The sequence below is a fragment of the Arthrobacter sp. MYb221 genome, assembly GCF_002979835.1.
GTDB lineage: Bacteria > Actinomycetota > Actinomycetes > Actinomycetales > Micrococcaceae > Glutamicibacter.
Window position 1 is genome coordinate 52,542 of record NZ_PCPW01000001.1, and the last position, 19,260, is coordinate 71,801.

The window sequence follows — 19,260 nt, forward strand, 5'->3', positions numbered from 1 at the left end:
ACTTGCCCGGCGCTAAACTGTCCGTCGAGCTGACTAGCGTAACTGTTGTTCGAATACGTATTCGAATAAGATTGAGTTAGTAGGGTTGAAGGAGTTGCACGTGGGCATTTTTACCGAGTCGATCCAGGTTTCCTGCGCCCCAAGCGGTGTGCCGTTGCGGGTTTCCTGGCAGGGGTGCGAGTATCGGCTGGTCGCCGAGCCGCAACGGTGGTTCGAACGCCGCAAATGGTGGGACGAAAACCTGCGCATACCCCGCGGAATCGGCGCCGGACTAGCGGATTACGAGATCTGGCGGCTGGAGATCACCCAAGCGGCGGGCCGCGGCCCCACGCGGAGCATCGACGTCAGCTTCGACCCGCAATCCACGCGCTGGCGGCTGATCAGGGTGAATCAGGAGTTGCCAATCAGCGCCTGACCGGGCATAAATGCACATCTTTCGAAACTTTGTTCTAATGGTATTCCTACGCTGTTTCGAAGGATCCGCCCATGAGCTTCACCCACCTGAACGTCACCTCCTCCTATAGCGCGCACTATGGCGTCTCCAGCCCGCCCCAGCTGGCGGCCGCCGCCCGCGCGCAGGGAGCCGAGGCGCTGGCGCTCACCGACCGAGACGGGCTCTTCGGCGCGGTCAAGCATGTCGGAGCCTGCCTCACTGAGGGGCTGCGCCCGATCCTCGGAGTGAACCTCGCGGTGCTTGACGGCCAGGGACAACCCGCCGGACGCATCATCCTGCTCGCCCGCGGAAACACCCAAGGACGCGGGTACGCCGCGCTGTGCCGCGCGGTCTCCGCGGCGCACCAGAACCCGCGCGGAATCATCGGGCTGAGCCAAGCCGACCTGGCGCAGCGGCTGGCCGGCGGGCAACTGGTGCTGCTGCTCGGTGCCGAATCCGACGTGTCGCGGGCCATCGAGCGCGGCAAGTACTCCCAGGCCCGCGCGCTGATGGCCCACTGGAAGAAGCTGGCCGGCGGGCAGCTGCGCGCAGAAATCACCACCCACCTCTCCGCTCCCGGTAAGCGCTACAGCCTGGGCTTCGCCAGCAAGCTGCTGCGCTTCGCCGCGGAGCTCGGCGTCGCCCCGGTGCTCAGCAACGCGGTGCGCTATGCCGACGCCGACGGGGCGGTCACCGCCGACATCCTCGACTCGGCCCGGGTGCTTGGCAGGCTCAGCGCCTTGGAAGAGCTGCAGCCCACCGGGCAGGGGTGGCTGAAAGCCCCGGCCCAGATGCACCAGCTGGCCCAGGACCTCTCCCGGGTGACCGAACGCGCCTGGGCCTACAAGCTCCTGCGCAATACCGAGCAGCTCGCCGACTGGGCGGCGCTGGATGCGTATACGGATCTTGGCTGGAAGCGGCCGGTGATCCCCGAAGCGACAATCATCGGCTTGCACCGTCCGGCCCAGCAGGAACTGACCGAACGAGTTTTCGCCGCCGCGCCGCGTCTGCTGCCGAACACCAAGTGCAGCGAGATCGAAAAGCAGCTGGCCCTGGAGCTGGGGGTGATCGAAAGGCTGGACTTCGCCGGCTACTTCCTCACCGTCGCCGAAACCGTCAACCTGATCACCGGCATGGGCGTGCGGGTGGCTGCCCGCGGCTCCGGCGCCTCCTCCCTGGTCAACTACCTGCTGGGGATCAGCCAGGTCAACCCGCTGCAGCACGACCTGGTCTTCGAACGCTTCCTCTCCGATACCCGCACCACCTTGCCGGATATCGACATCGACGTGGAATCCGCGCGCCGCCACGAGATCTACCACAAGATCTTCGACACCTATGGGGAGGAGCGCGTGAGCCTGATGAGCATGCAAAACGCCTACCGGGCACGCGGCGCCGTCCGCGACGCCGGAGCCGCCCTCGGCCTGGAGCAGGAACAGGTCGACGAGATCGCCAAGCAGCTCTGGCGCTTCTCCGCCTCCTCCTTCCGCGAGGCGCTGGAGGAAAAGCCGGAACTCGCCCCCTTGGCCAAGCGCATCACCTCCGACGGGCAACTGGACATCCTCATCGACGCGACCGAACGCCTGGACCGGCTGCCGCGGCATATCTCCATGCACCCCTGCGGGGTGATCCTCTCCGACGCGAGCCTGCTGGACCGCACCCCGGTGCAACCCTCCGGGATGGGGCTGCCCATGAGCCAGTACGACAAGCACGACATGGACCTGATGGGGCTGATCAAGCTCGACGTGCTCGGGGTGCGCATGCAATCGGCCATCGCCTACACGCTAGCGGAGATCAAGCGCCTGCATCCCTCCCGGCAGTCGGTCGCCCGCGCCGGGGGACACCGGCAGCCGGAGTACATCGAAGCGGACGGGCAGATCGACTTCGCCCGCGTTCCGCTGGATGACCCGATCACCTATGAGCTGATCCGCTCCACCCACACCCTGGGCTGCTTCCAAATCGAATCCCCGGGCCAACGCGAACTGATCGGCAAGCTCGCCCCCACCGAATTCAACGACCTCATCATCGACATCTCGCTCTTCCGCCCCGGACCCATGCAATCGAATATGGTCAAGCCCTACCTGGAGCACCGCCACGGCTTCGCTCCCGAGCAGTTCCTGCACCCGGATCTGAAGCCCGCGCTCGCCGAAACCCATGGGGTCACCGTCTTCCACGAACAGGTGCTGCGCATGCTCCACGTGATGACCGGCTGCACCCTGGGGATGGCAGATGTCTACCGGCGGCATCTGGGCAACCCGGCCCAGGAACCCGCGGTCGAAAAATTCTTCCGCACCAGCGCTGCGCGAAAGGGCTACGCTCCGGAGATCATCGACAAGGTCTGGAAGGTGCTCGCCGGCTTCGGCTCCTTCGGCTTCTGCAAGGCCCACGGGGCGGCCTTCGCCGTACCCACCTACCATTCGGCCTGGCTGAAGGCGCACCACCCCGAGGCGTTCCTCGCCGGCATCTGGGAGCACGACCCGGGCATGTACCCCAAACGCCTGCTGGTCTCCGAGGCGCGCCGGATGAACATCCCCATCCTCCCGCTGGACGTCAACCGCTCCACCGGCCATTATCGAGTCGAACGCGTCTTCGAACATGCCATGCGCGGCACCCCGATCGTCCCGCGCGCCGCCGGAACCATCCGCCCCGGCCAATACGGCATCCGCCTGGCCTTCCGCGACATCCACCAGCTGAGCGAACGCGAGGTCACCCGGCTGGTCGCCGGGCAACCCTATGACAGCCTCGCAGACGTCCGCCAACGCGCCGGCCTGTCCCGGCGCAGCTACCAGAACCTCGCGGCGCTCGGCGTCTTCGACTCACTCCTTGCCGGTACCAGCAGGGCGGACACCATCGCCCACACCCAATCCATGGCGCACGCCAGCATCCCGGCCAAATACCGGCCCGGCCCCGGACAGCTCGCCCTGCCGCTGGGCGCCATTGAGCACATCAAGGCCACCGGCGCGCAGCTGAGCACCGAAGAGGTAGTGCGCACCGAACTGGACCTGCTGCACCTGGACGTGAGCGAACACCTGATCACCTCCTACCGCACACGCCTGGCCCACCTGCCCATCACCCAGGCGGTCGAACTGCTGCACCTGCGCAACGGCGCCGAAGTGCTGGTGGCCGGGGTGCGCATCGCCACGCAGACCCCGCCGATGCGCGGAGGCAAGCGGGTGGTCTTCATCTCGATCGACGACGGGTCAGGCTGCGTGGATGCCACCTTCTTCGACGACACCCAGCAGCGCACCGGACCGCTGCTCTTCTCCACGCGCATGCTGCTGATCCACGGCATCACCCGGCGCACCGGCCCGCGCGGCATCTCCCTGCAGGCGCTGAACGCCTGGGACCTGCACGCCCCGGAGACGCTGCCGGGCGCCGGGTACCTGGAATCGGCGGCCCGCCCGAAACCCAGCTACCGGCCCAAGCTCGGCCAAGGCATCGCGGAAGGGCAGAGCGTGGGCGAACTGGCCAAGCGCATGGACGCCGAGGGGCTGGACCAGCGCGGGGCTTAGGATCATTGCATGAGCACCAGTCCAGACAACCGCCCGCGGCGCCTGCGAACGGAAATTCCCAAGCCGCTGGATCCGGCCCTGGTGGCAAGCCTGAGCGCGGCAGACCTCGGGCTGCGCCGCGGAGTCGTTGCCCTGGCTGCGCCGTCGCCGCGCTGGGCCGAGGCCTTCACCGGCGTGGCGAACGTCTTGAACGCGACCCGGCCCGCAGGTATCGGGGCCATCGAGCATATTGGCTCGACCGCCGTTCCCGGGCTCGCCGCCAAGCCGATCCTCGACCTCGCCATCGGGTTCGCGGCGGAGGCAAATCTAGACCGCATCCATCCGTGGTTGCTGGGCCTGGGCTTTCTCTGCCTCGGCGAAAAGGACGCCAGCCGTCCGGATTTGATGTATGGATTCGAAATCGAACCGGGAATCCGGCTGGTCAACGCACACGTCATCGAGCACGGATCACCCGAATGGACCGGCTACCTGGCCTTCCGGAACTATCTGCGAACGCACGCAACCGAACGCGACGCCTATGGCGCGCTCAAGCGGAGCGTGGCGTTGCAGAACCCCGGGGACCGCATCGGCTACCTCGCCGGCAAAGCGGAGTTCATCCATACGCGGCGCTCGCACTGAAGAAAACGGGCCAGCAAGCAAACCGCAGCCGCTATACCGAAGTCACATGCCCGTCTGCACCAATGACGAACGACGGATTATGCACAAAATCCCAGCGGAACCCGTCCGGATCGGCCACGCAGGCACTCATCCCGCCCCACGGCTGCACCGTCGGCTCGGACACCGAGCTAGCCCCGGCATCCAGCGCTCGCCGGTAGTGATGTTCGACCTCGGTATCGGAGCGCACATTGTGGCCCAGGGATACCGGGGGAGCCTTCTCGCCGTGGCCGATGTTGCCGTATTCGCTGGGCATCTGCGAGACATCCCACAGCGCGAGCATCAGTCCGTGTCCGGCGCGGACGAACGCGATCTCCGGGTGGGCCGGCTGGACCAGCTCGAACCCCAGTCCCTCGGTATAGAACCTTGTTGAAGCACCGACATCGCGCACGCCGAGGGTGATTGCGCTGATGGTCGGTGGGGCCGACTTGTTCATGGCTCAAGCCTAGGTCCAGAAGGATCCAAACGGTAGAGGTTCTGCACCCCTGGCGCCTACAGGTAGTTCCACTGCTCGGTCGGCGGCAGCGGGCGATGGGTGGTATGCGGCTGCTGGCCGTAGGGATCGGGGAAACGTCCATGGTGTGCGCGGGCCAGTCGCTTGCCGCCGTGCGCCGCACCGGTGCCGCGGGACCCGTCGCCTGGGTTGGCGTCCACCGGCGCCTCGGCGCTGCGCTGCCGCTTATCCTCCGTCGTTGCCAGCTGGACTTCATTCCACTGCCCGGTGCCGGGGATGCCGCGAATCAGCGGGGAGCACCACGCGCCCAGTGCGGCGAGCATCACCAGCGTGCCGAAGAAGATCAGCGTGGGTCCCATGCCCAGCCACTGGATGCCGATACCGGCGCACAATGGCGCCAGCGGCAGGGCCGAGAGCGCCATGAAGGTCACCAGCGCGCTGGCCCGACCGGCCATCTCTGCCGGGATCACCGCCATGAAGTACCCTCCGGCTCCGGCATTCAGCGCCGGCACGCTGAGGAAGGACAGCGCCAGCATCGCTCCCATCCACCACAGGCTGGAGCCGAACCCCATGAGCAGGCTGCCCAGCCCCAGGGTTGTGAGGCAGAGGCAGGTCAATGGGCCGGTGCGGAAACGGTCGATCAGCCCGGTAGCCAGCAACGAGCCGAGCAGCATGCCCACGCCCATGCACGTGGAGACCAGTCCAATCACCCACGGCGCCTCGCCGCGCTGCTGCAAACCATAAATCAGCGTGGTGGCAATGCCGTTGGTGCCCAGGTTGACCACGACGATCAATAAGAGCAGGGTCCGCAGCTGGGGCCGGGCGAAGCACCAGCGCATCCCCGGCAGCACTCCGCCGGCGATGCGCTCGGCGGGTTGCTTCGAGGCGCCGGGCATGCTGCGGGCGCTGCGCAGCGGGGCGGCGAGCATCCGCCCGGCCACCGCCGAGATGAGCTGCAGGACGCTGACCAGAAGCAAGGTGAGGCCCGCGCCGAAGCTCAGGAGCATCCCGGCCAGCGGCGCCGAGGCCAGGGTCAGCGTCGCATCGCGGCCCTGGTTTGCCGCCATCGCACGGCCCAATTGCCCGGGGTGCACCGCATCCTTCAACGCGGCGTTGCTGGCGCTCGAGAAGTATCCCGAGCGCAGCTCCATCAGCACATGAGCCACGCAGAGGAGCAATGCTCCGAGGGTTCCGGTCCAGGCCGCCACCGCCAACGCCCCGGAGAGCGCCGCGCCGGTCAATCCGCCGAGCACGATCATCCGCGTCCGCTCGGCCCGGTCCGCCATCGCTCCGCCGGCCATGGTCAGGCTCGTGCGGGCGAGCAGCCCCAGCGCCGCCAGCGCTCCGGCTTGGGCGGGGGAGCCGGTGGCCGCGAGCAGCAGCAGGGGGAGGGCGAATTGGTAGATGCCGCCGGCCAGCAGGGCCAAGGTGTCCGCGGCCCACCAGCGCCGGTAGGCAGGTTGGGAGGAAAGCCGGGGAAGCCTAGTAGCCTCGGGCGCAACGGCGGGTAGATCCGGAGCTGGGGTGAGCGTCATGAATCAACCATAAGTCCGCAAATAATATTGCGCAATAGAACTTGCGCAATTTAAATTGGGGAATTGCTATGCTGTGCTCATGAGCCACAACGAGCCGCCGGTCACATTCACTACGCCCATGCTCAAAGCCATCGCCAACCCCCTGCGGCGGCAGATTCTCGACACGCTTTCTGCCATGGAAACTGCTCGTGCGGCAGATCTGGCGCTCACCCTGGGGATTCCAGCAAATAAGGTCAGCTTCCACCTGCGCGAGTTGGCCAAAGCCGAGATGATCGTCGAAGTCCCCGAGCTGGCTCGCGACAAGCGGGATCGCGTGTGGAAGCCCGCGGCGCGCGGGTACACCACCGGCGAGGTAGGGGAGCGGCCGGAAGATCAAACCGGAACCGCCATGGATGCATATCTGGGGCAGGTCATCCATGATGAGCAGCGGCGCCTCCAGGCTGCCTTGCGCCATGCTGAACAGCACTATCGGGGGCAGCAGCCCGTGCCGGTCAAGGCGCAGATGCAAACGAGCAATCTCATGCTCACCCAGGATGAAATGCAAGAGCTCATCCACCGGATGGAAGAAGTGGTCCCGGCCTTCCGCGAAGACTTGAAGAGCGGCAAGATCGCCAGCGCCCAGCCGGCGGAATCACGCCAGGTGTGGCATGTCATGAGCCTGTTCACCGAGGAGTCCTTGTTGAATGAATCATATGGCGAGGATCAAACGCCGTAAAACCTGTAGTGAACGCACGCTATGGCGGAGTCCTGAACTAAACTGGACTCTGGCTGGCTGTGGCCAAGGTATGCCACAAGCTATGAAGCCATCACAGATTGAAAGGCAGAACCCGATCTCATGAGCGAGCAGCGCACTCTCACCATCGATGGCGAGCAGGTCCAGGTGGACGCGGGAACAACCGGTTTGCAGTTCTATGCCAAGGATAAAGACGTGGTTGTTATGCACGTTGACGGCGTATTGCGCGACCTGGCCCGCGAACTCGAAGCAGACACCACCGTCACCCGTGTCACCATCAGCGATCCGGAAGGGTTGGAGGTGCTGCGCCACTCGACCGCTCACGTCATGGCCCAGGCCGTGCAGCAGCTGCGCCCGGACTCCAAGCTCGGCATCGGCCCCTACATCACCGACGGCTTCTACTTCGACTTCGATGTCGAAGAGCCGTTCACCCCGGAAGATTTGAAGCAGCTGGAAAAGATGATGCAGAAGATCATCAACCAGAACCAGCTCTTCGCGCGCCGCGAGGTCACCCCCGATGAGGCCAAGGCCGAAATGGTCGACGAGCCCTACAAGTGCGAGCTGCTGGCCAAGGCGGACTCCGATGACACCTCCGGCGAGGGCGTCAATGTTGAGGTCGGCGCCGGCGAAACCACCATCTATGACAATGTCGACCGCAAGTCCGGAGAGACCGTCTGGAAGGACCTGTGCCGCGGCCCGCACCTGCCGAACACCAAGCTGATCAAGAACGCCTTCGCGCTGACCCGTTCGGCCGCTGCCTACTGGCTGGGCAGCGAGAAGAACAAGCAGCTGCAGCGCATCTACGGCACCGCCTGGCCCACCAAGGAAGACCTCAAGGCCTACCAGGAGCGTCTGGCCGAGGCCGAGCGCCGCGACCACCGCAAGCTCGGCGCGGAACTTGACCTGTTCTCCTTCCCGGACGAGCTCGGAAGCGGCCTGCCGGTGTTCCACCCCAAGGGCGGCATCATCAAGCGCGAGATGGAAGATTACGTGCGCGATCGCCACGTCGAAGAGGGCTTCCAGTACGTGGGCACCCCGCACATCTCCAAGGACGGGCTCTTCCACACCTCGGGCCACCTGCCGTACTACGCGGACACCATGTTCCCGGCGCTGCATATCGATGAGGAGCGCGACGAGGACGGCAACATCACCAAGCAGGGCCAGGAATACCGGCTGAAGGCAATGAACTGCCCGATGCACAACCTGATCTTCCGCGGCCGTGGCCGCTCCTACCGCGAACTGCCGCTGCGCCTCTTCGAATTCGGCCACGTCTACCGCTACGAGAAGTCCGGCGTGGTCCACGGCCTCACCCGTGTGCGCGGCTTCTCCCAGGACGACAGCCACTCCTACGTCACCAAGGAGCAGGCACCGGCCGAGGTTGAGCACCTGCTGAACTTCATGCTCTCGCTGCTGCGCGACTTCGGCATGGACGACTTCTACCTGGAGCTATCCACCCGCGATCCGGAATCCGATAAGTTCATCGGCACCGCCGAGCAGTGGGAGGAAGCCACCGAGGTGCTCGAGCGCGTGGCCACCGAATCCGGCGTCGAGCTGGTCGCCGATCCGGGCGGCGCGGCCTTCTACGGCCCGAAGATCTCGGTGCAGGCCAAGGACGCCATCGGCCGCACCTGGCAGATGGGCACCGTGCAGTACGACTTCAACCAGCCGGCCCGCTTCGGCCTGGAGTACCAGGCGGCCGACGGCTCCCGCCAAGAGCCGGTGATGATCCACGCGGCGAAGTTCGGTTCCATCGAACGCTTCCTGGGTGTGCTCACCGAGCACTACGCCGGCGCCTTCCCGGCCTGGCTCTCCCCGGTGCAGGTTCGCGCCATTCCGGTGGCCGAGGCCTTCAACGACTACCTGGCCGAAGTGGTGGCCAAGCTGAAGGCCCAGGGCGTGCGCGTGGAGCTGGATGACTCCTCGGATCGCTTCCCGAAGAAGATCCGCAACGCTTCCAAGGACAAGATCCCGTTTGTGCTCATCGCCGGTGGCGAGGATGCCGACGCGAATGCGGTCTCCTTCCGCTTCCGCGATGGCAGCCAGGAGAATCAGGTTCCGGTCGATGACGCGGTAGCCCGCATCGTCGAGGCCATCAAGAGTCGCGACAACAGCAACTAGTACGGGCAAGGGAGTCCATGGGTATGCAACACCACGCAGATCGGTCCGTCACCGACGATTTTGAACTCGCCGGCGTGCCGGATTCGTTCCAGCGCCTGTGGACTCCCTACCGCATGGCCTACATCAAGGGCGGGCAGGACCAGGTCAAGGACGAGGCCAGCTGCCCGTTCTGCGCCGGTCCGAAGCGCACAGATGAAGAAGCGCTGATCGTGCACCGCGGGAAAACCTGCTACGTGATCCTGAACCTGTTCCCGTACAACCCGGGCCACCTGCTGGTCTGCCCCTACCGCCACGTGCCGAACTATACGGACATCACGCTGGAGGAGACCGCGGAGATGGCGGCCCTGGCCCAGCAATCGATGCGCGTGCTGCGCCAGGTCTCCAACCCTGCCGGTTTCAACCTGGGCATGAACCAGGGCGAGGCCGGCGGCGCCGGGATCGCCGCGCACCTGCACCAGCACATCGTGCCGCGCTGGAGCGGGGACGGAAATTTCTTCCCGATCATCGCGCAGACCAAGGCCATCCCGCAGACCCTCTCCGAGGTCCGCGAAGCCATTGCCGGCGCCTGGGATAGCGAAAACCCAGCCTAGGAATCGCCAGTGCTTGAGCCGGGGCGGCAAGAATGTTGAATCGTTCTTGCCGCCCCGCGGCTTTTAATGCCTTTCTGCCCCGCCTGATCTGGTGACTTGAAGGATCACATCCGAAGCCACGTAGCTAGACTGATGCTGTCCGATCAAGATCCACCCGCAGTGCCGGAGGCAATCCATGAACCCTAGCGCAGGCCACGGTCTTATGCCCTTGTCCCCGCCCATGGCGCTGCCAAGTGCCGCAGAGCCACGCGAAACGCCGGGGGCGTCCTGCGGGCCAAAAACGGCCAAGCACGAGCTGGCGAACCTCGCGGCCAAGCTGCCGGTGCCGAAGATTTCTACCGGTGAGGCCAAGGCCCGGAAGTGGGAAGCGGTGCATGCCGCGGACTCCGGCTTCGGCGATTGCGCGGCCCTGTCCTGGAGCGAGAACGCCGGATCCGCCAAGCATCGCGGCGACTTCCCGCCCGGTTGCGCGCCATGACATCGACCGGAACCCTTGAGGAGCTCCGTGCCTGGATCATCGGCGGGACAGAGCATGAAATCCGTTTCGCGGTCCAAGGCGCCGCGCGGTATTCGATCGGCACCCTGGTCGAGTTGCTCGAAGAGCTGCATTTTGACTACGACGAGGCCTGCGACAAGTTCCTGCTCGGCTGGCTGGAAACACTCAGCCCGATGGAGCGCCTAGCGGCCGCGCTGCGAACCGAGCACTTCTACCAGCTGGGTCTGTGCGCGATCCCGCAGGCGGCGGATCGCGCATTGCTGCAGGTGCTGGACTCGGTGGAGCCAGCCGTCGAGGAGCTGGCCGAAAACTTCGAATCGACCCATCGCCGCGCCAGCGATCCGGATCCCTCTTTCACCAAGCGCTACACCTCGCGCCTTCTGGCCTACGCAGGGCAACTGCGTTCGGTGGCAGCGGATATTGGCAACGATGCGCCGCTGCTGCGACATATCTCCGCTGAGGTGGCGCGCCTGGAGCAGGCAAATCCGGAAGGGAGCGGACAGCCGGAAAAATACCGGGTTGCGGACGCCCTGGAGGCCGAGCCTGAAATCCCATTCAAAAAACGTGTTGACTAGTGATTTGACGTGAAATCTCAATGTTACGCACTAACCGATAACTAGGGGATGAATCTACCTGTAGTCATTTGTGACGCAACACGGGAGGTAATAAAGCAAAGCGCTCCTACGATTACTGGCATAGCACCATTGTGCAATCACGTGTTCGAAAGGAATTTCCCGAAAATGTCATCAGCAGATCAGCGTCGCGATACCGTCGTCGGCTCCCAGCGCGTCAAGCGCGGCATGGCCGAAATGCTTAAGGGCGGCGTCATCATGGACGTTGTCACTCCAGAACAAGCACGCATCGCCGAAGATGCCGGTGCGGTGGCAGTGATGGCACTTGAACGCGTTCCTGCCGACATCCGCGCCCAGGGCGGCGTCTCGCGGATGAGCGACCCGGACATGATCGACTCGATCATCGCCGAGGTCTCCATTCCGGTGATGGCCAAGGCCCGCATCGGCCACTTCGTCGAGGCGCAGATCCTGCAGTCCCTCGGCGTGGACTACATCGACGAGTCCGAGGTGCTTTCCCCGGCGGACTTCGAGCACCACATCGACAAGTGGCCATTCACCGTGCCGTTCGTCTGCGGCGCCACCAACTTGGGCGAAGCCCTGCGCCGCATCAACGAGGGCGCGGCCATGATCCGCTCCAAGGGCGAAGCAGGCACCGGCGATGTCTCGAACGCCACCGGGCACATGCGCAAGATCCGCGCCGAGATCGCCAAGCTGGCGGCCCTGCCCGAGGACGAGCTCTACGTGGCGGCCAAGGAACTGCAGGCCCCGTACGAACTGGTCAAGGAAATCGCGCACACCGGCAAGCTTCCCGTGGTGCTGTTCACCGCCGGTGGCATCGCCACCCCGGCCGACGCTGCGATGATGATGCAGCTGGGCGCCGATGGCGTATTCGTCGGCTCGGGCATCTTCAAGTCGGGCAACCCGGAGCAGCGCGCCGCTGCCGTCGTGAAGGCCACCACCTTCTACGACAACCCGGATGAACTGGCCAAGATCTCCCGCGGTCTGGGCGAAGCGATGGTCGGCATCAACGTCAACGAGCTGCCAGAGCCGCACCGCCTCTCCGAGCGCGGCTGGTAATAGCTGCCAACCGACACTCTCCGGGGTCACGCTGCCTGTAATTGGTGGCGTGGCCCCGGTTCGTTAAGCCCGTCGCTGCAGGGAGATGCGTCGATCAACGGATAATTGCGGTTGGCAGATGGTGAACTTCCGACGAGTACGAGACGCAATATGAATCTGCACTGGAGGCGGGCACAGCTTGGCACGACCCGCCCGCACAGTGGCGAGTCCACGTAGTTCATTCGAAAAAAGGGGCTACTTCGTTTCATTCGGGTGGCTCGTGTCAACCTGTTCCAGGAAGACCGTGCGCTCGTGGACATAGAACCAGATGCGGGCCGCGCCCTTCGCTGTCCGCTTATGTTGCCACCGCTCGTGCGACGTCTCCCCGCGGGAGATCATGCCGAGCTCGTCCTTGAGCCTATAGTTCAACCGCCAAGGCATTTTCGTCACGCGAGTGGTCGAGCGCGAGGACTAACCCGACGTTGCGCTGGCCCGGTGCGTTCTGCGGATTCCCGTAGTGCCCAATGAGTCGATCAATCTGTTCCTCGACGGATAGCCACGGCTTCATGTACACCGCCATGGGCCTGCCAACAAAGAAAATCAGCCCGCGCCTTGCGGCAACGGGCTGATCATGATGACTAGAAGTCTAGCGCAATGAGCTTGAGCACCTGCCTCTTCTGGAGGCGAATGCGCCGTTGCCAATGCGAACGACGATCAGTTCTTGCCAGTCGACAGCCGGCAACCGCCGAGGGTTTTCGGCCTTCGCGAAGAGTTCCGTTCAGGCGCCGGTGCCGAGCTTGCAGTAGCTCCGAAAAATGGCAGACTGAGCCCATGACACAGATCATTTTCGACGCGGCCGTCACCCTGAATGGCTTCTTGGCCGATGAGAACCACAGCCTGCAATGGCTCTTCGACGTGCCCGGTGCCGGCGAACCCGATCCGGGACTGCTGCCGCAGAACGTGGGCGTGCACGTGGAGGGCGCCAACACCTACCTATGGGTGCTGGAACACGAAAATCTGCTGGCCGAACCGGCCAAGTGGCAAAAGCTCTACGGGGACAAGCCCACCTACGTCTTCACCCATCGGCAGCTGCCGATCCCCGAGGGGGCGAACGTGAAACTAGTCAGCGGCTCGGCCTCCGAGCAGCTGCCGGAGCTCCGCCGCGCGGCGGGCGAAGCTGATATCTGGGTGCTCGGCGGAGGGGAACTGCTCGGCCAGTTCCTCGATATCGATGCGCTCGATCGACTCGCGCTGACCATTGCTCCGGCGACGGTGGCCGGGGGAGCGGCCCTGCTACCGCGCAGCATCGGCAGCGAGCGGCTGGAGCTGGCCGAGGCGCGCCAGGCTGGCCCCTTTGCCCGGCTGGTCTACCGGGTCAAAACCCTGGCCTAGGGCAAAGCAGGAGTTAAACGGCTGTGGCGGGACCCGGTGAAAACCGGTGTCCCGCCACAGCCGCAAGCCCAATCTAGTTCCAGGAACGCAGAATCATATGCCTTCCGCGGCCGAGCAGACGCAACCCATTGGAGCTGAAGAATTCGGCACTGCCCGGGGTGCACGCGGCCAGCAGCTCCTGGGTTTTTTCCTCATCGGGCGGATCCAGCGGGTTGATCAGCGAACGCGACAGCCCGTGCAAGAGCGCGGTCCCCACGCCCTGGCGCCGATAGCCGGTGCCCACCGCCAGGGAATGCACCATCAGCTGCCCGCCCAGACCCTGCTGCACGAATCCGCGTCCGACGATATCCCCCTCCTCGGTGCGCGCCACCGCGTGCTCCACGCGGCGCAGCGCCGGGTGGCCGCTGGAGAGCTGTGTGGAGGTCTCGCGCCACAGATTCGTCACCTTCAGCTCGGCGGCATCCGGGCCGGTGGCCTCGGGAACGTTGTTGCCTAAACGGATTTTTCCCTCCCAGCGATTCATCGGGATCGCCAGCCGTCCGGCATGCCAAGCGATCTGCGCGCTGTCGGTGAAGCCGGCTTCCTTCAGCCCCTTGGTATCGGACCCGGAGTTCACCCAGGCCTCCACCCGTTGGGCACCCAGCCGCATTCCCTCGGCCAGCGCCGGACGCAGGCCCGCGGGCTCGGCCTGCTCGGGGAAGAGCAGCACCAGGCGCTTGCGCACCGGCTGCCAGGCCCAAGAACAGCCGTGGGTGGTAAAGATCTTGCCGCCGGTGGCTACCGCGAGGGCCTGCTGCCAATGGCTGAGAGCTTCCTGCGCGGAGGCAATTGTCGTCATTATTCTGCGTTCACCAATCCTCGACGGCGCAACAGCGGTTCGACCCGTGCGCTGCGACCGCGGAACATTTCGTAAGACTCAAGTGGATCGCGCGTATTTCCACGCGCGAGCAATTCCTCACGGAACCGCATTCCATTTTCGCGCATTAAACCCCCGTTTTCCTCGAACCACTGCACAGTGTCGGCATCCAGTACTTCGGACCAGATGTAGGAGTAGTACCCGGCCGAGTAGCCGTTGGCGAAAATATGCTGGAAATACGCGGTCCGATAGCGCGGCGGGATCAACTCTGGAGTGAACCCGAAGTTGGTTAATGTCTCACGCTCGAATTCTTCCGGGTCGGTGATGCGCGTTCCGGGCTCCAAGGTATGCCAGGCCCAATCGAGCACGCTGGCCGCCAGGTATTCGGTGGTCGCGAACCCCTGGCCCCACAGCTCGGCCGCGCGGATCTTCTCAATCAGCTCATCCGCCAGCGCCTCGCCGCTCTCATGGTGCCGCGCATAGCCGCCGACTACCTCGGGATGCAGCACCCACATCTCGTTGACCTGCGAGGGGAATTCGACGAAGTCCCGCGGCACCGAGGTCCCCGAGAGCGTCGCATACTTCCCGTCGGAAAGCAGACCGTGCAGGGCATGGCCGAACTCGTGGAAGAGCGTATTGGTCTCATCCAGGGTCAGCAGGATCGGCTGCCCGGGCCCCGGAGCCGGGATATTGAGCGTATTGGTGACGATAGGGCGTTCGTGAAGATCCGCGGCGGAGTCGCGGATCGAGGTCATCCAGGCCCCGCCCTTCTTCGTTTCGCGTGCCAAGAAGTCTCCGCTGTACAGGCCCAGCGGGCTCCCGTCGGCATCGAATACCTCCCACACCCGCACCTGCGGATGGTAGGTCGGCAAATCGAAGCGTTCGCTGAAGCTGAGCCCATAGAGTTTTCCGGCGGTGGCGAACACGCCCTGGTGCAGCACCGAGTCCAGCTCGAAGTAGGGGCGCAGGGCCGCCGAATCCACCGCATAGCGCTCGCGCAACACCTGATTGGAATAGTAGGACCAGTCCCAGGCGTTCAGCTGACCGCCGGCCAATTCGCGCAGCGTTTCCGCTTCTGCATCCGCGTTCCGCACCGCGGCCAGGGTCAGCTCCTTCAGGCGCGTGGCCACCGCCTGCGTGGAGGGTGCCGTCGCGTCGGCCAGCACGGTTTCGGCATGGTTGGCATAGCCAAGCAGTGCCGCCCGATCGGCCCGCAGCGCGGCCATCTCCGCGGCCAGTGGCAGCGTTGAATTTTCGTTCAAGCCGCGGCTGAGCGACGCTTCGAATACCTTGCGCCGGGACTCCGACCGAGCCAAGGATGCCAGCACCGGCTGCCCGGTGGGGGAGACCAGCGGCAAGAGCCATCCGGACTCGTGCCCGGCGGCTGCGGCCGCGGCGCGGGCGGAGTCCAGCTGGGCCGGTTCCAGACCTTCAAGCTCTTGGGCATCGGCAAAGTAGACCGCGTGAGCGTTCTGGCTTTCCAGCGCCTTGCTGGAGAACTCGGTGGACAGTTGGGAAAGCCGCGCATTCAGCGACTTGAGCTCTTCCTTGGCTTGCGCGTCCAATCGGGCGCCAGCAAGCTCGAAGGATTTGAGCGTCTCTCCGGCCAGCCGGGCATCTTCGCCCTGCAGTGTTTCCAGGTCTACACCGCGCAGCCGCGCATAGAGATCCGGGTTCAGCTGGATCTCGTCGCGCTGTGCGGTCAGGATGCCGTTGAGTTCGGACTGGATCTCGCGCAGCTCTTCGGTGCCGTGCGCCGAAAGCACGCTGAAATAGGCCATGAGCGTGCGGCGCAGCAACTGCCCGCTGCGTTCCAGCGCGAGGAAGGTGTTCTCGAAGCTCGCCGGGGCAGAGTCGGCCACGATGGCCGCTATCTGTCCAAGGTGCTCCTCGGCACCGACATGGGCGGCCTGCAGGTAATCTTCGGCAGTGATATTCGCGAAATCTGGCCACTGATAGGGCAGCTGGCTGGGGTTCAGAAGCGGGTTTGGCATAGTGCCAGATAACCACAGGACACGTGATTTAGCTTGCATTAACACGGTCGCCCAGCCGCTAGGCTGGAGCCCATGAAGCAACGCGCGCTCCCGGTGTTCCTCGCATTCCTCCTGCTCACGAGCTGTTCTGCGAACACCTCCGGTGAGCCGACGCCGACGGCCAACGCACCGCAAAGCAAGCCAGCGCCCGTCCCAAGCACCCCCAGCCCTCCTCCCGAGCCGCAGGAGCTCTCGCTGATGGCCACCGGGGATGTGCTGCTGCACCCGCAGCTGCTTGACGAGGCGGAAACGGGCGATGGCCATGATTTCGCTCCGCTGTTGGCCGGGCTGGAGCCCTATGCGCAGGACGCGGACGTGGCCTTGTGCAACCTGGAGACGCCGATCGGCACCGCGCCGTACACCGGCTACCCGATGTTCAGCGTCCCGGCGCAGATCGTCACGGACCTGGCCAAGCTCGGCTACGACGGCTGCACCACCGCCACCAACCACACCGTGGACAAGGGCACCGCCGGGGTCAACCGCACCCTGGACACCCTGGAGCAGCAGGACCTGTTCGCCACCGGCTCCTACCGCACCGCCAAGGAGGCCGCGGCGCCGCCGATCATGACGGTGGATGGGGTCAAGCTCGGGATCATCGCCAGCACCTATTCGCTGAACGGGATGCGCGCGGACGCCGACTGGCAGGTGGATACCGGGGTGGGCGCGGCCAAACTCATCCAGCGGGCCAAGCAAGCGGCCAAAGATGGGGCCGAAATCGTTGTCGCCGCAATCCACGACGGCGCCGAATACAGCAGCAAACCCACCGAAGCGCAACGCCGGCTCGGGCGCGCCCTGGCTGAATCCGGCGCCTTCGACTTCATCTACATGCACCACACCCATTCGGTGCTGCCCATCGAGAAGCACGCCGGGACGTGGATCGTCTACGGCCTGGGCAACTCGGTGGCCAAGCATGCCACCCCCACGATCCTGAACCGCGAGGGGATCAGCATCAAGGCCACCTTCACCCGCGATCCGAAGGAGGACTGGGGGCTCAGTGAGCTGGCCTGGGTCCCGCATCAATTGAGCGAGTCCCCGGTGCGCTGGTGCCAGGTCGCCACCGCCGATGACTGCCTGCCGGCCGCCGACGCCAAGGCTTCGCTTGCGCGCACCACACAAACCGTGAACGCCTTTGATGCCTTCGACGACGGACTGGTGCCCTGGGAAGTCGATTAGCCAGTTGCCCCGCGCCCAGATCTACGGTGGCCTCCAAGGGGCGCTCGGCTATGGAACCGCCCAGGCCAGCGCAACAGCTGTCCGAGGCGTACTGCGGTTACTCTTGCAATTTTTTGGCAGCCTCAACTTATAGGATCGAAATATGGCCGAAGACCGCATCGCGAAATTGGAAGAAGAAATCTCGGAACTGCGAGATCTGCTGACTTCTCTCACGCTCAGCGTGCAGTACCGGGAAGATATGGCATTCGAGGCCGCGCTTGCCTATAACCAAGTCGCCGGGCAAACACGAGCCGCCTTGATTCTGGTGTTGGGCTCCATCCAGAGTCGCGCGCTAGGAGAAGCACCGCGGCAGGTCAGCCAGCCATCGATGCTGGAGCCGTTCCCTGTTCTCGCCGAAGCCCAGGAGCCCGGGAGCATTGACTTGGCCGAAGCGATCCGGCTGGTTGCCCGGCTCGTCGGAAACCAGGAGCAGGCCTTCAACGTGCTCAAAGCGCATCAGGCCAGCGGCTTCGGAGCCGAGGCGTACAGGCGCCTGGGCTTGGGACTGCGCTGATTGAAGGCGATGGGGCCAACCCTGCTTATCCAGGAGTCCCTGGGTCGCAATCCGCAGTCGAAGACCGTCTTTTAATGAAGTCCACCGCCTTTTGATGCGGGACTAGTGCCCGAAGCTGTCCGAGTCCATCTTCGGGCCGTCCCCGGAATCCAGCGCATCAATCGCGCGCATTTGCGCATCCGTCAGCTCGAAATCGAAGATGTCCAGATTCTCCGCCTGCCGCCGCGGATCCGCCGACTTCGGCGCGGCCCCGCGACCGGACTGCACATGCCAGCGCAAGGTGATCTGCGCCGGGGTTTTCCCGTAGTGCGCCGCCGGGGCGCTAATCGCCTCGGCCTGCAGGAATGCACCCATCCGGCCCAGCGGGGTATAGGCCACCGTGCGCACCCCGTGCGCGTCATTGGCCGCCAGCGTCTCGGCGTTCAGGTGCTCGGGGTCGATCATGATCTGGTTCACCGCCGGCAGCAGCCCGGCCTCGCGTACCGCCTGCAGATGCGCCGGCTTGAAGTTCGAGACGCCGGCCGCGCGGATCTTTCCCTGTTCGCGCAATTCGATGAGCCCGGCCAGCGCGTCGGTGAAGGTGCCCTGGTCCGGGTTCGGCCAGTGGATCAGAAACAGGTCCAGGTAGTCCACACCCAGGCGCTGCGCGGAATTCTCGAACGCCTGGCCTACCCCGGAGAACGAATGCCAGCGCTTGTTGAATTTGCTGGTCAAGAACACCTGGTCGCGCGGCAGCCCGCTGGCGCGCAGCCCGGCGCCCACCGCCTCTTCATTCTCGTAGTTTTCGGCGGTGTCTACATGCCGGTAGCCCAGGTGCAGGGCGCTGGCGACGGCGTCGCGCGCTTCGTTCCCGCGCATTGGCCAGGTGCCTAGGGCCAGCGCGGGCATATCCACTCCGCCTGGCAGTTCGAGGGTTTTGTGCTGGGCATCCAACGGGTAGCTCCTTGGTGAATCGGGTGGCGTCAACGGCCGGCGGATTTCGCGCCGAACCTCAAGGCAAGCTATCAACATTGCCCGCCGGCGGCCAACGTATCCACGACACACCGGGAAACATGCGCCGCGTCACGTGCCACCAGGCACTACCGTTGATCCGTCGCTAATTT

Annotated in this window: 19 protein-coding genes; 12 read left to right on the forward strand and 7 right to left on the reverse strand. The window is 64.9% G+C overall.

Annotated elements, in window-relative coordinates; translation table 11 throughout:
* Window positions 1–100 precede the first annotated feature (100 nt).
* The 3 genes from CQ015_RS00285 (at window position 101) to CQ015_RS00295 (ending at window position 4,560) form a co-directional block, all read left to right on the forward strand.
* Window positions 101–415, forward strand: a complete 315-nt coding sequence (locus CQ015_RS00285) for a DUF6504 family protein (RefSeq protein ID WP_096284878.1) — start codon at window positions 101–103, stop codon at window positions 413–415.
* A 71-nt stretch (window positions 416–486) separates the two neighbouring features.
* On the forward strand, window positions 487–3,942 hold the full coding sequence (locus CQ015_RS00290; RefSeq protein WP_105649091.1) for a DNA polymerase III subunit alpha: 3,456 nt from the start codon (window positions 487–489) through the stop codon (window positions 3,940–3,942).
* 9 nt (window positions 3,943–3,951) lie between these two features.
* Entirely contained in the window at window positions 3,952–4,560 is a 609-nt protein-coding gene (locus CQ015_RS00295) for a GrpB family protein (protein WP_105649092.1), read from the forward strand.
* 31 nt (window positions 4,561–4,591) lie between these two features.
* On the opposite strand, the gene CQ015_RS00300 is transcribed toward CQ015_RS00295, so the two are convergent.
* Together CQ015_RS00300 and CQ015_RS00305 are read right to left on the reverse strand one after the other, a co-directional pair.
* Window positions 4,592–5,032 carry a VOC family protein gene (locus CQ015_RS00300; protein ID WP_096284872.1) on the reverse strand — a complete coding sequence of 147 codons (441 nt, stop codon included), beginning with the start codon at window positions 5,030–5,032 and terminating at the stop codon, window positions 4,592–4,594.
* Window positions 5,033–5,088: 56 nt separating this feature from the next.
* Entirely contained in the window at window positions 5,089–6,585 is a 1,497-nt protein-coding gene (locus CQ015_RS00305; RefSeq protein WP_105649093.1) for an MFS transporter, read from the reverse strand.
* A 79-nt stretch (window positions 6,586–6,664) separates the two neighbouring features.
* Between CQ015_RS00305 and CQ015_RS00310 the strand changes: the two genes are divergently transcribed.
* The 6 genes from CQ015_RS00310 to pdxS all read left to right on the forward strand — a co-directional run bounded on the left by CQ015_RS00310 (window position 6,665) and on the right by pdxS (window position 12,171).
* Complete coding sequence (locus CQ015_RS00310; RefSeq protein ID WP_105649094.1) at window positions 6,665–7,300, forward strand: helix-turn-helix domain-containing protein; 636 nt, start codon at window positions 6,665–6,667, stop codon at window positions 7,298–7,300.
* Window positions 7,301–7,420: 120 nt separating this feature from the next.
* Window positions 7,421–9,436 (forward strand): threonine--tRNA ligase, encoded by a 2,016-nt coding sequence (gene thrS / locus CQ015_RS00315; RefSeq protein WP_105569026.1) that lies wholly within the window; start codon window positions 7,421–7,423, stop codon window positions 9,434–9,436.
* 23 nt (window positions 9,437–9,459) lie between these two features.
* Window positions 9,460–10,026, forward strand: coding sequence for an HIT domain-containing protein (locus tag CQ015_RS00320; RefSeq protein WP_181148243.1), 567 nt, complete (start codon window positions 9,460–9,462; stop codon window positions 10,024–10,026).
* 175 nt (window positions 10,027–10,201) lie between these two features.
* Window positions 10,202–10,504, forward strand: a complete 303-nt coding sequence (locus CQ015_RS00325) for a hypothetical protein (RefSeq protein ID WP_146113986.1) — start codon at window positions 10,202–10,204, stop codon at window positions 10,502–10,504.
* A complete protein-coding gene (locus CQ015_RS00330) occupies window positions 10,501–11,097 on the forward strand; it encodes a hypothetical protein (protein WP_105649096.1) in 597 nt (198 codons plus the stop codon). The genes CQ015_RS00325 and CQ015_RS00330 overlap by 4 nt, the downstream gene beginning before the upstream one ends.
* 165 nt (window positions 11,098–11,262) lie before the next feature.
* Window positions 11,263–12,171: a pyridoxal 5'-phosphate synthase lyase subunit PdxS gene (pdxS, locus tag CQ015_RS00335; RefSeq protein WP_096284856.1), complete on the forward strand. Its 909-nt coding sequence runs from the start codon at window positions 11,263–11,265 to the stop codon at window positions 12,169–12,171.
* 234 nt (window positions 12,172–12,405) lie between these two features.
* Here pdxS and CQ015_RS18835 read toward each other — a convergent pair whose 3' ends face one another.
* Window positions 12,406–12,579 (reverse strand): hypothetical protein, encoded by a 174-nt coding sequence (locus CQ015_RS18835; RefSeq protein WP_181148294.1) that lies wholly within the window; start codon window positions 12,577–12,579, stop codon window positions 12,406–12,408.
* Complete coding sequence (locus CQ015_RS18840; RefSeq protein WP_181150319.1) at window positions 12,569–12,730, reverse strand: hypothetical protein; 162 nt, start codon at window positions 12,728–12,730, stop codon at window positions 12,569–12,571. Before CQ015_RS18840 ends, CQ015_RS18835 begins: the two co-directional genes overlap by 11 nt.
* Window positions 12,731–12,981: 251 nt before the next feature.
* On the opposite strand from CQ015_RS18840, the gene CQ015_RS00340 reads away from it, so the two are divergent.
* Complete coding sequence (locus CQ015_RS00340) at window positions 12,982–13,542, forward strand: dihydrofolate reductase family protein (protein WP_096284852.1); 561 nt, start codon at window positions 12,982–12,984, stop codon at window positions 13,540–13,542.
* 73 nt (window positions 13,543–13,615) lie between these two features.
* Here CQ015_RS00340 and CQ015_RS00345 read toward each other — a convergent pair whose 3' ends face one another.
* Both CQ015_RS00345 and CQ015_RS00350 read right to left on the reverse strand, forming a co-directional pair.
* Window positions 13,616–14,380, reverse strand: coding sequence for a GNAT family N-acetyltransferase (locus CQ015_RS00345; RefSeq protein WP_105649097.1), 765 nt, complete (start codon window positions 14,378–14,380; stop codon window positions 13,616–13,618).
* On the reverse strand, window positions 14,380–16,392 hold the full coding sequence (locus CQ015_RS00350) for a M3 family metallopeptidase (protein ID WP_105649098.1): 2,013 nt from the start codon (window positions 16,390–16,392) through the stop codon (window positions 14,380–14,382). Before CQ015_RS00350 ends, CQ015_RS00345 begins: the two co-directional genes overlap by 1 nt.
* A gap of 72 nt (window positions 16,393–16,464) precedes the next feature.
* Between CQ015_RS00350 and CQ015_RS00355 the strand changes: the two genes are divergently transcribed.
* Window positions 16,465–17,604, forward strand: coding sequence for a CapA family protein (locus CQ015_RS00355; RefSeq protein ID WP_105649099.1), 1,140 nt, complete (start codon window positions 16,465–16,467; stop codon window positions 17,602–17,604).
* Between the two features lie 142 nt (window positions 17,605–17,746).
* On the forward strand, window positions 17,747–18,157 hold the full coding sequence (locus tag CQ015_RS00360; RefSeq protein WP_105649100.1) for a hypothetical protein: 411 nt from the start codon (window positions 17,747–17,749) through the stop codon (window positions 18,155–18,157).
* 102 nt (window positions 18,158–18,259) lie between these two features.
* Here CQ015_RS00360 and CQ015_RS00365 read toward each other — a convergent pair whose 3' ends face one another.
* Complete coding sequence (locus CQ015_RS00365) at window positions 18,260–19,090, reverse strand: aldo/keto reductase (protein WP_258133851.1); 831 nt, start codon at window positions 19,088–19,090, stop codon at window positions 18,260–18,262.
* Between the last annotated feature and the right edge of the window lie 170 nt (window positions 19,091–19,260).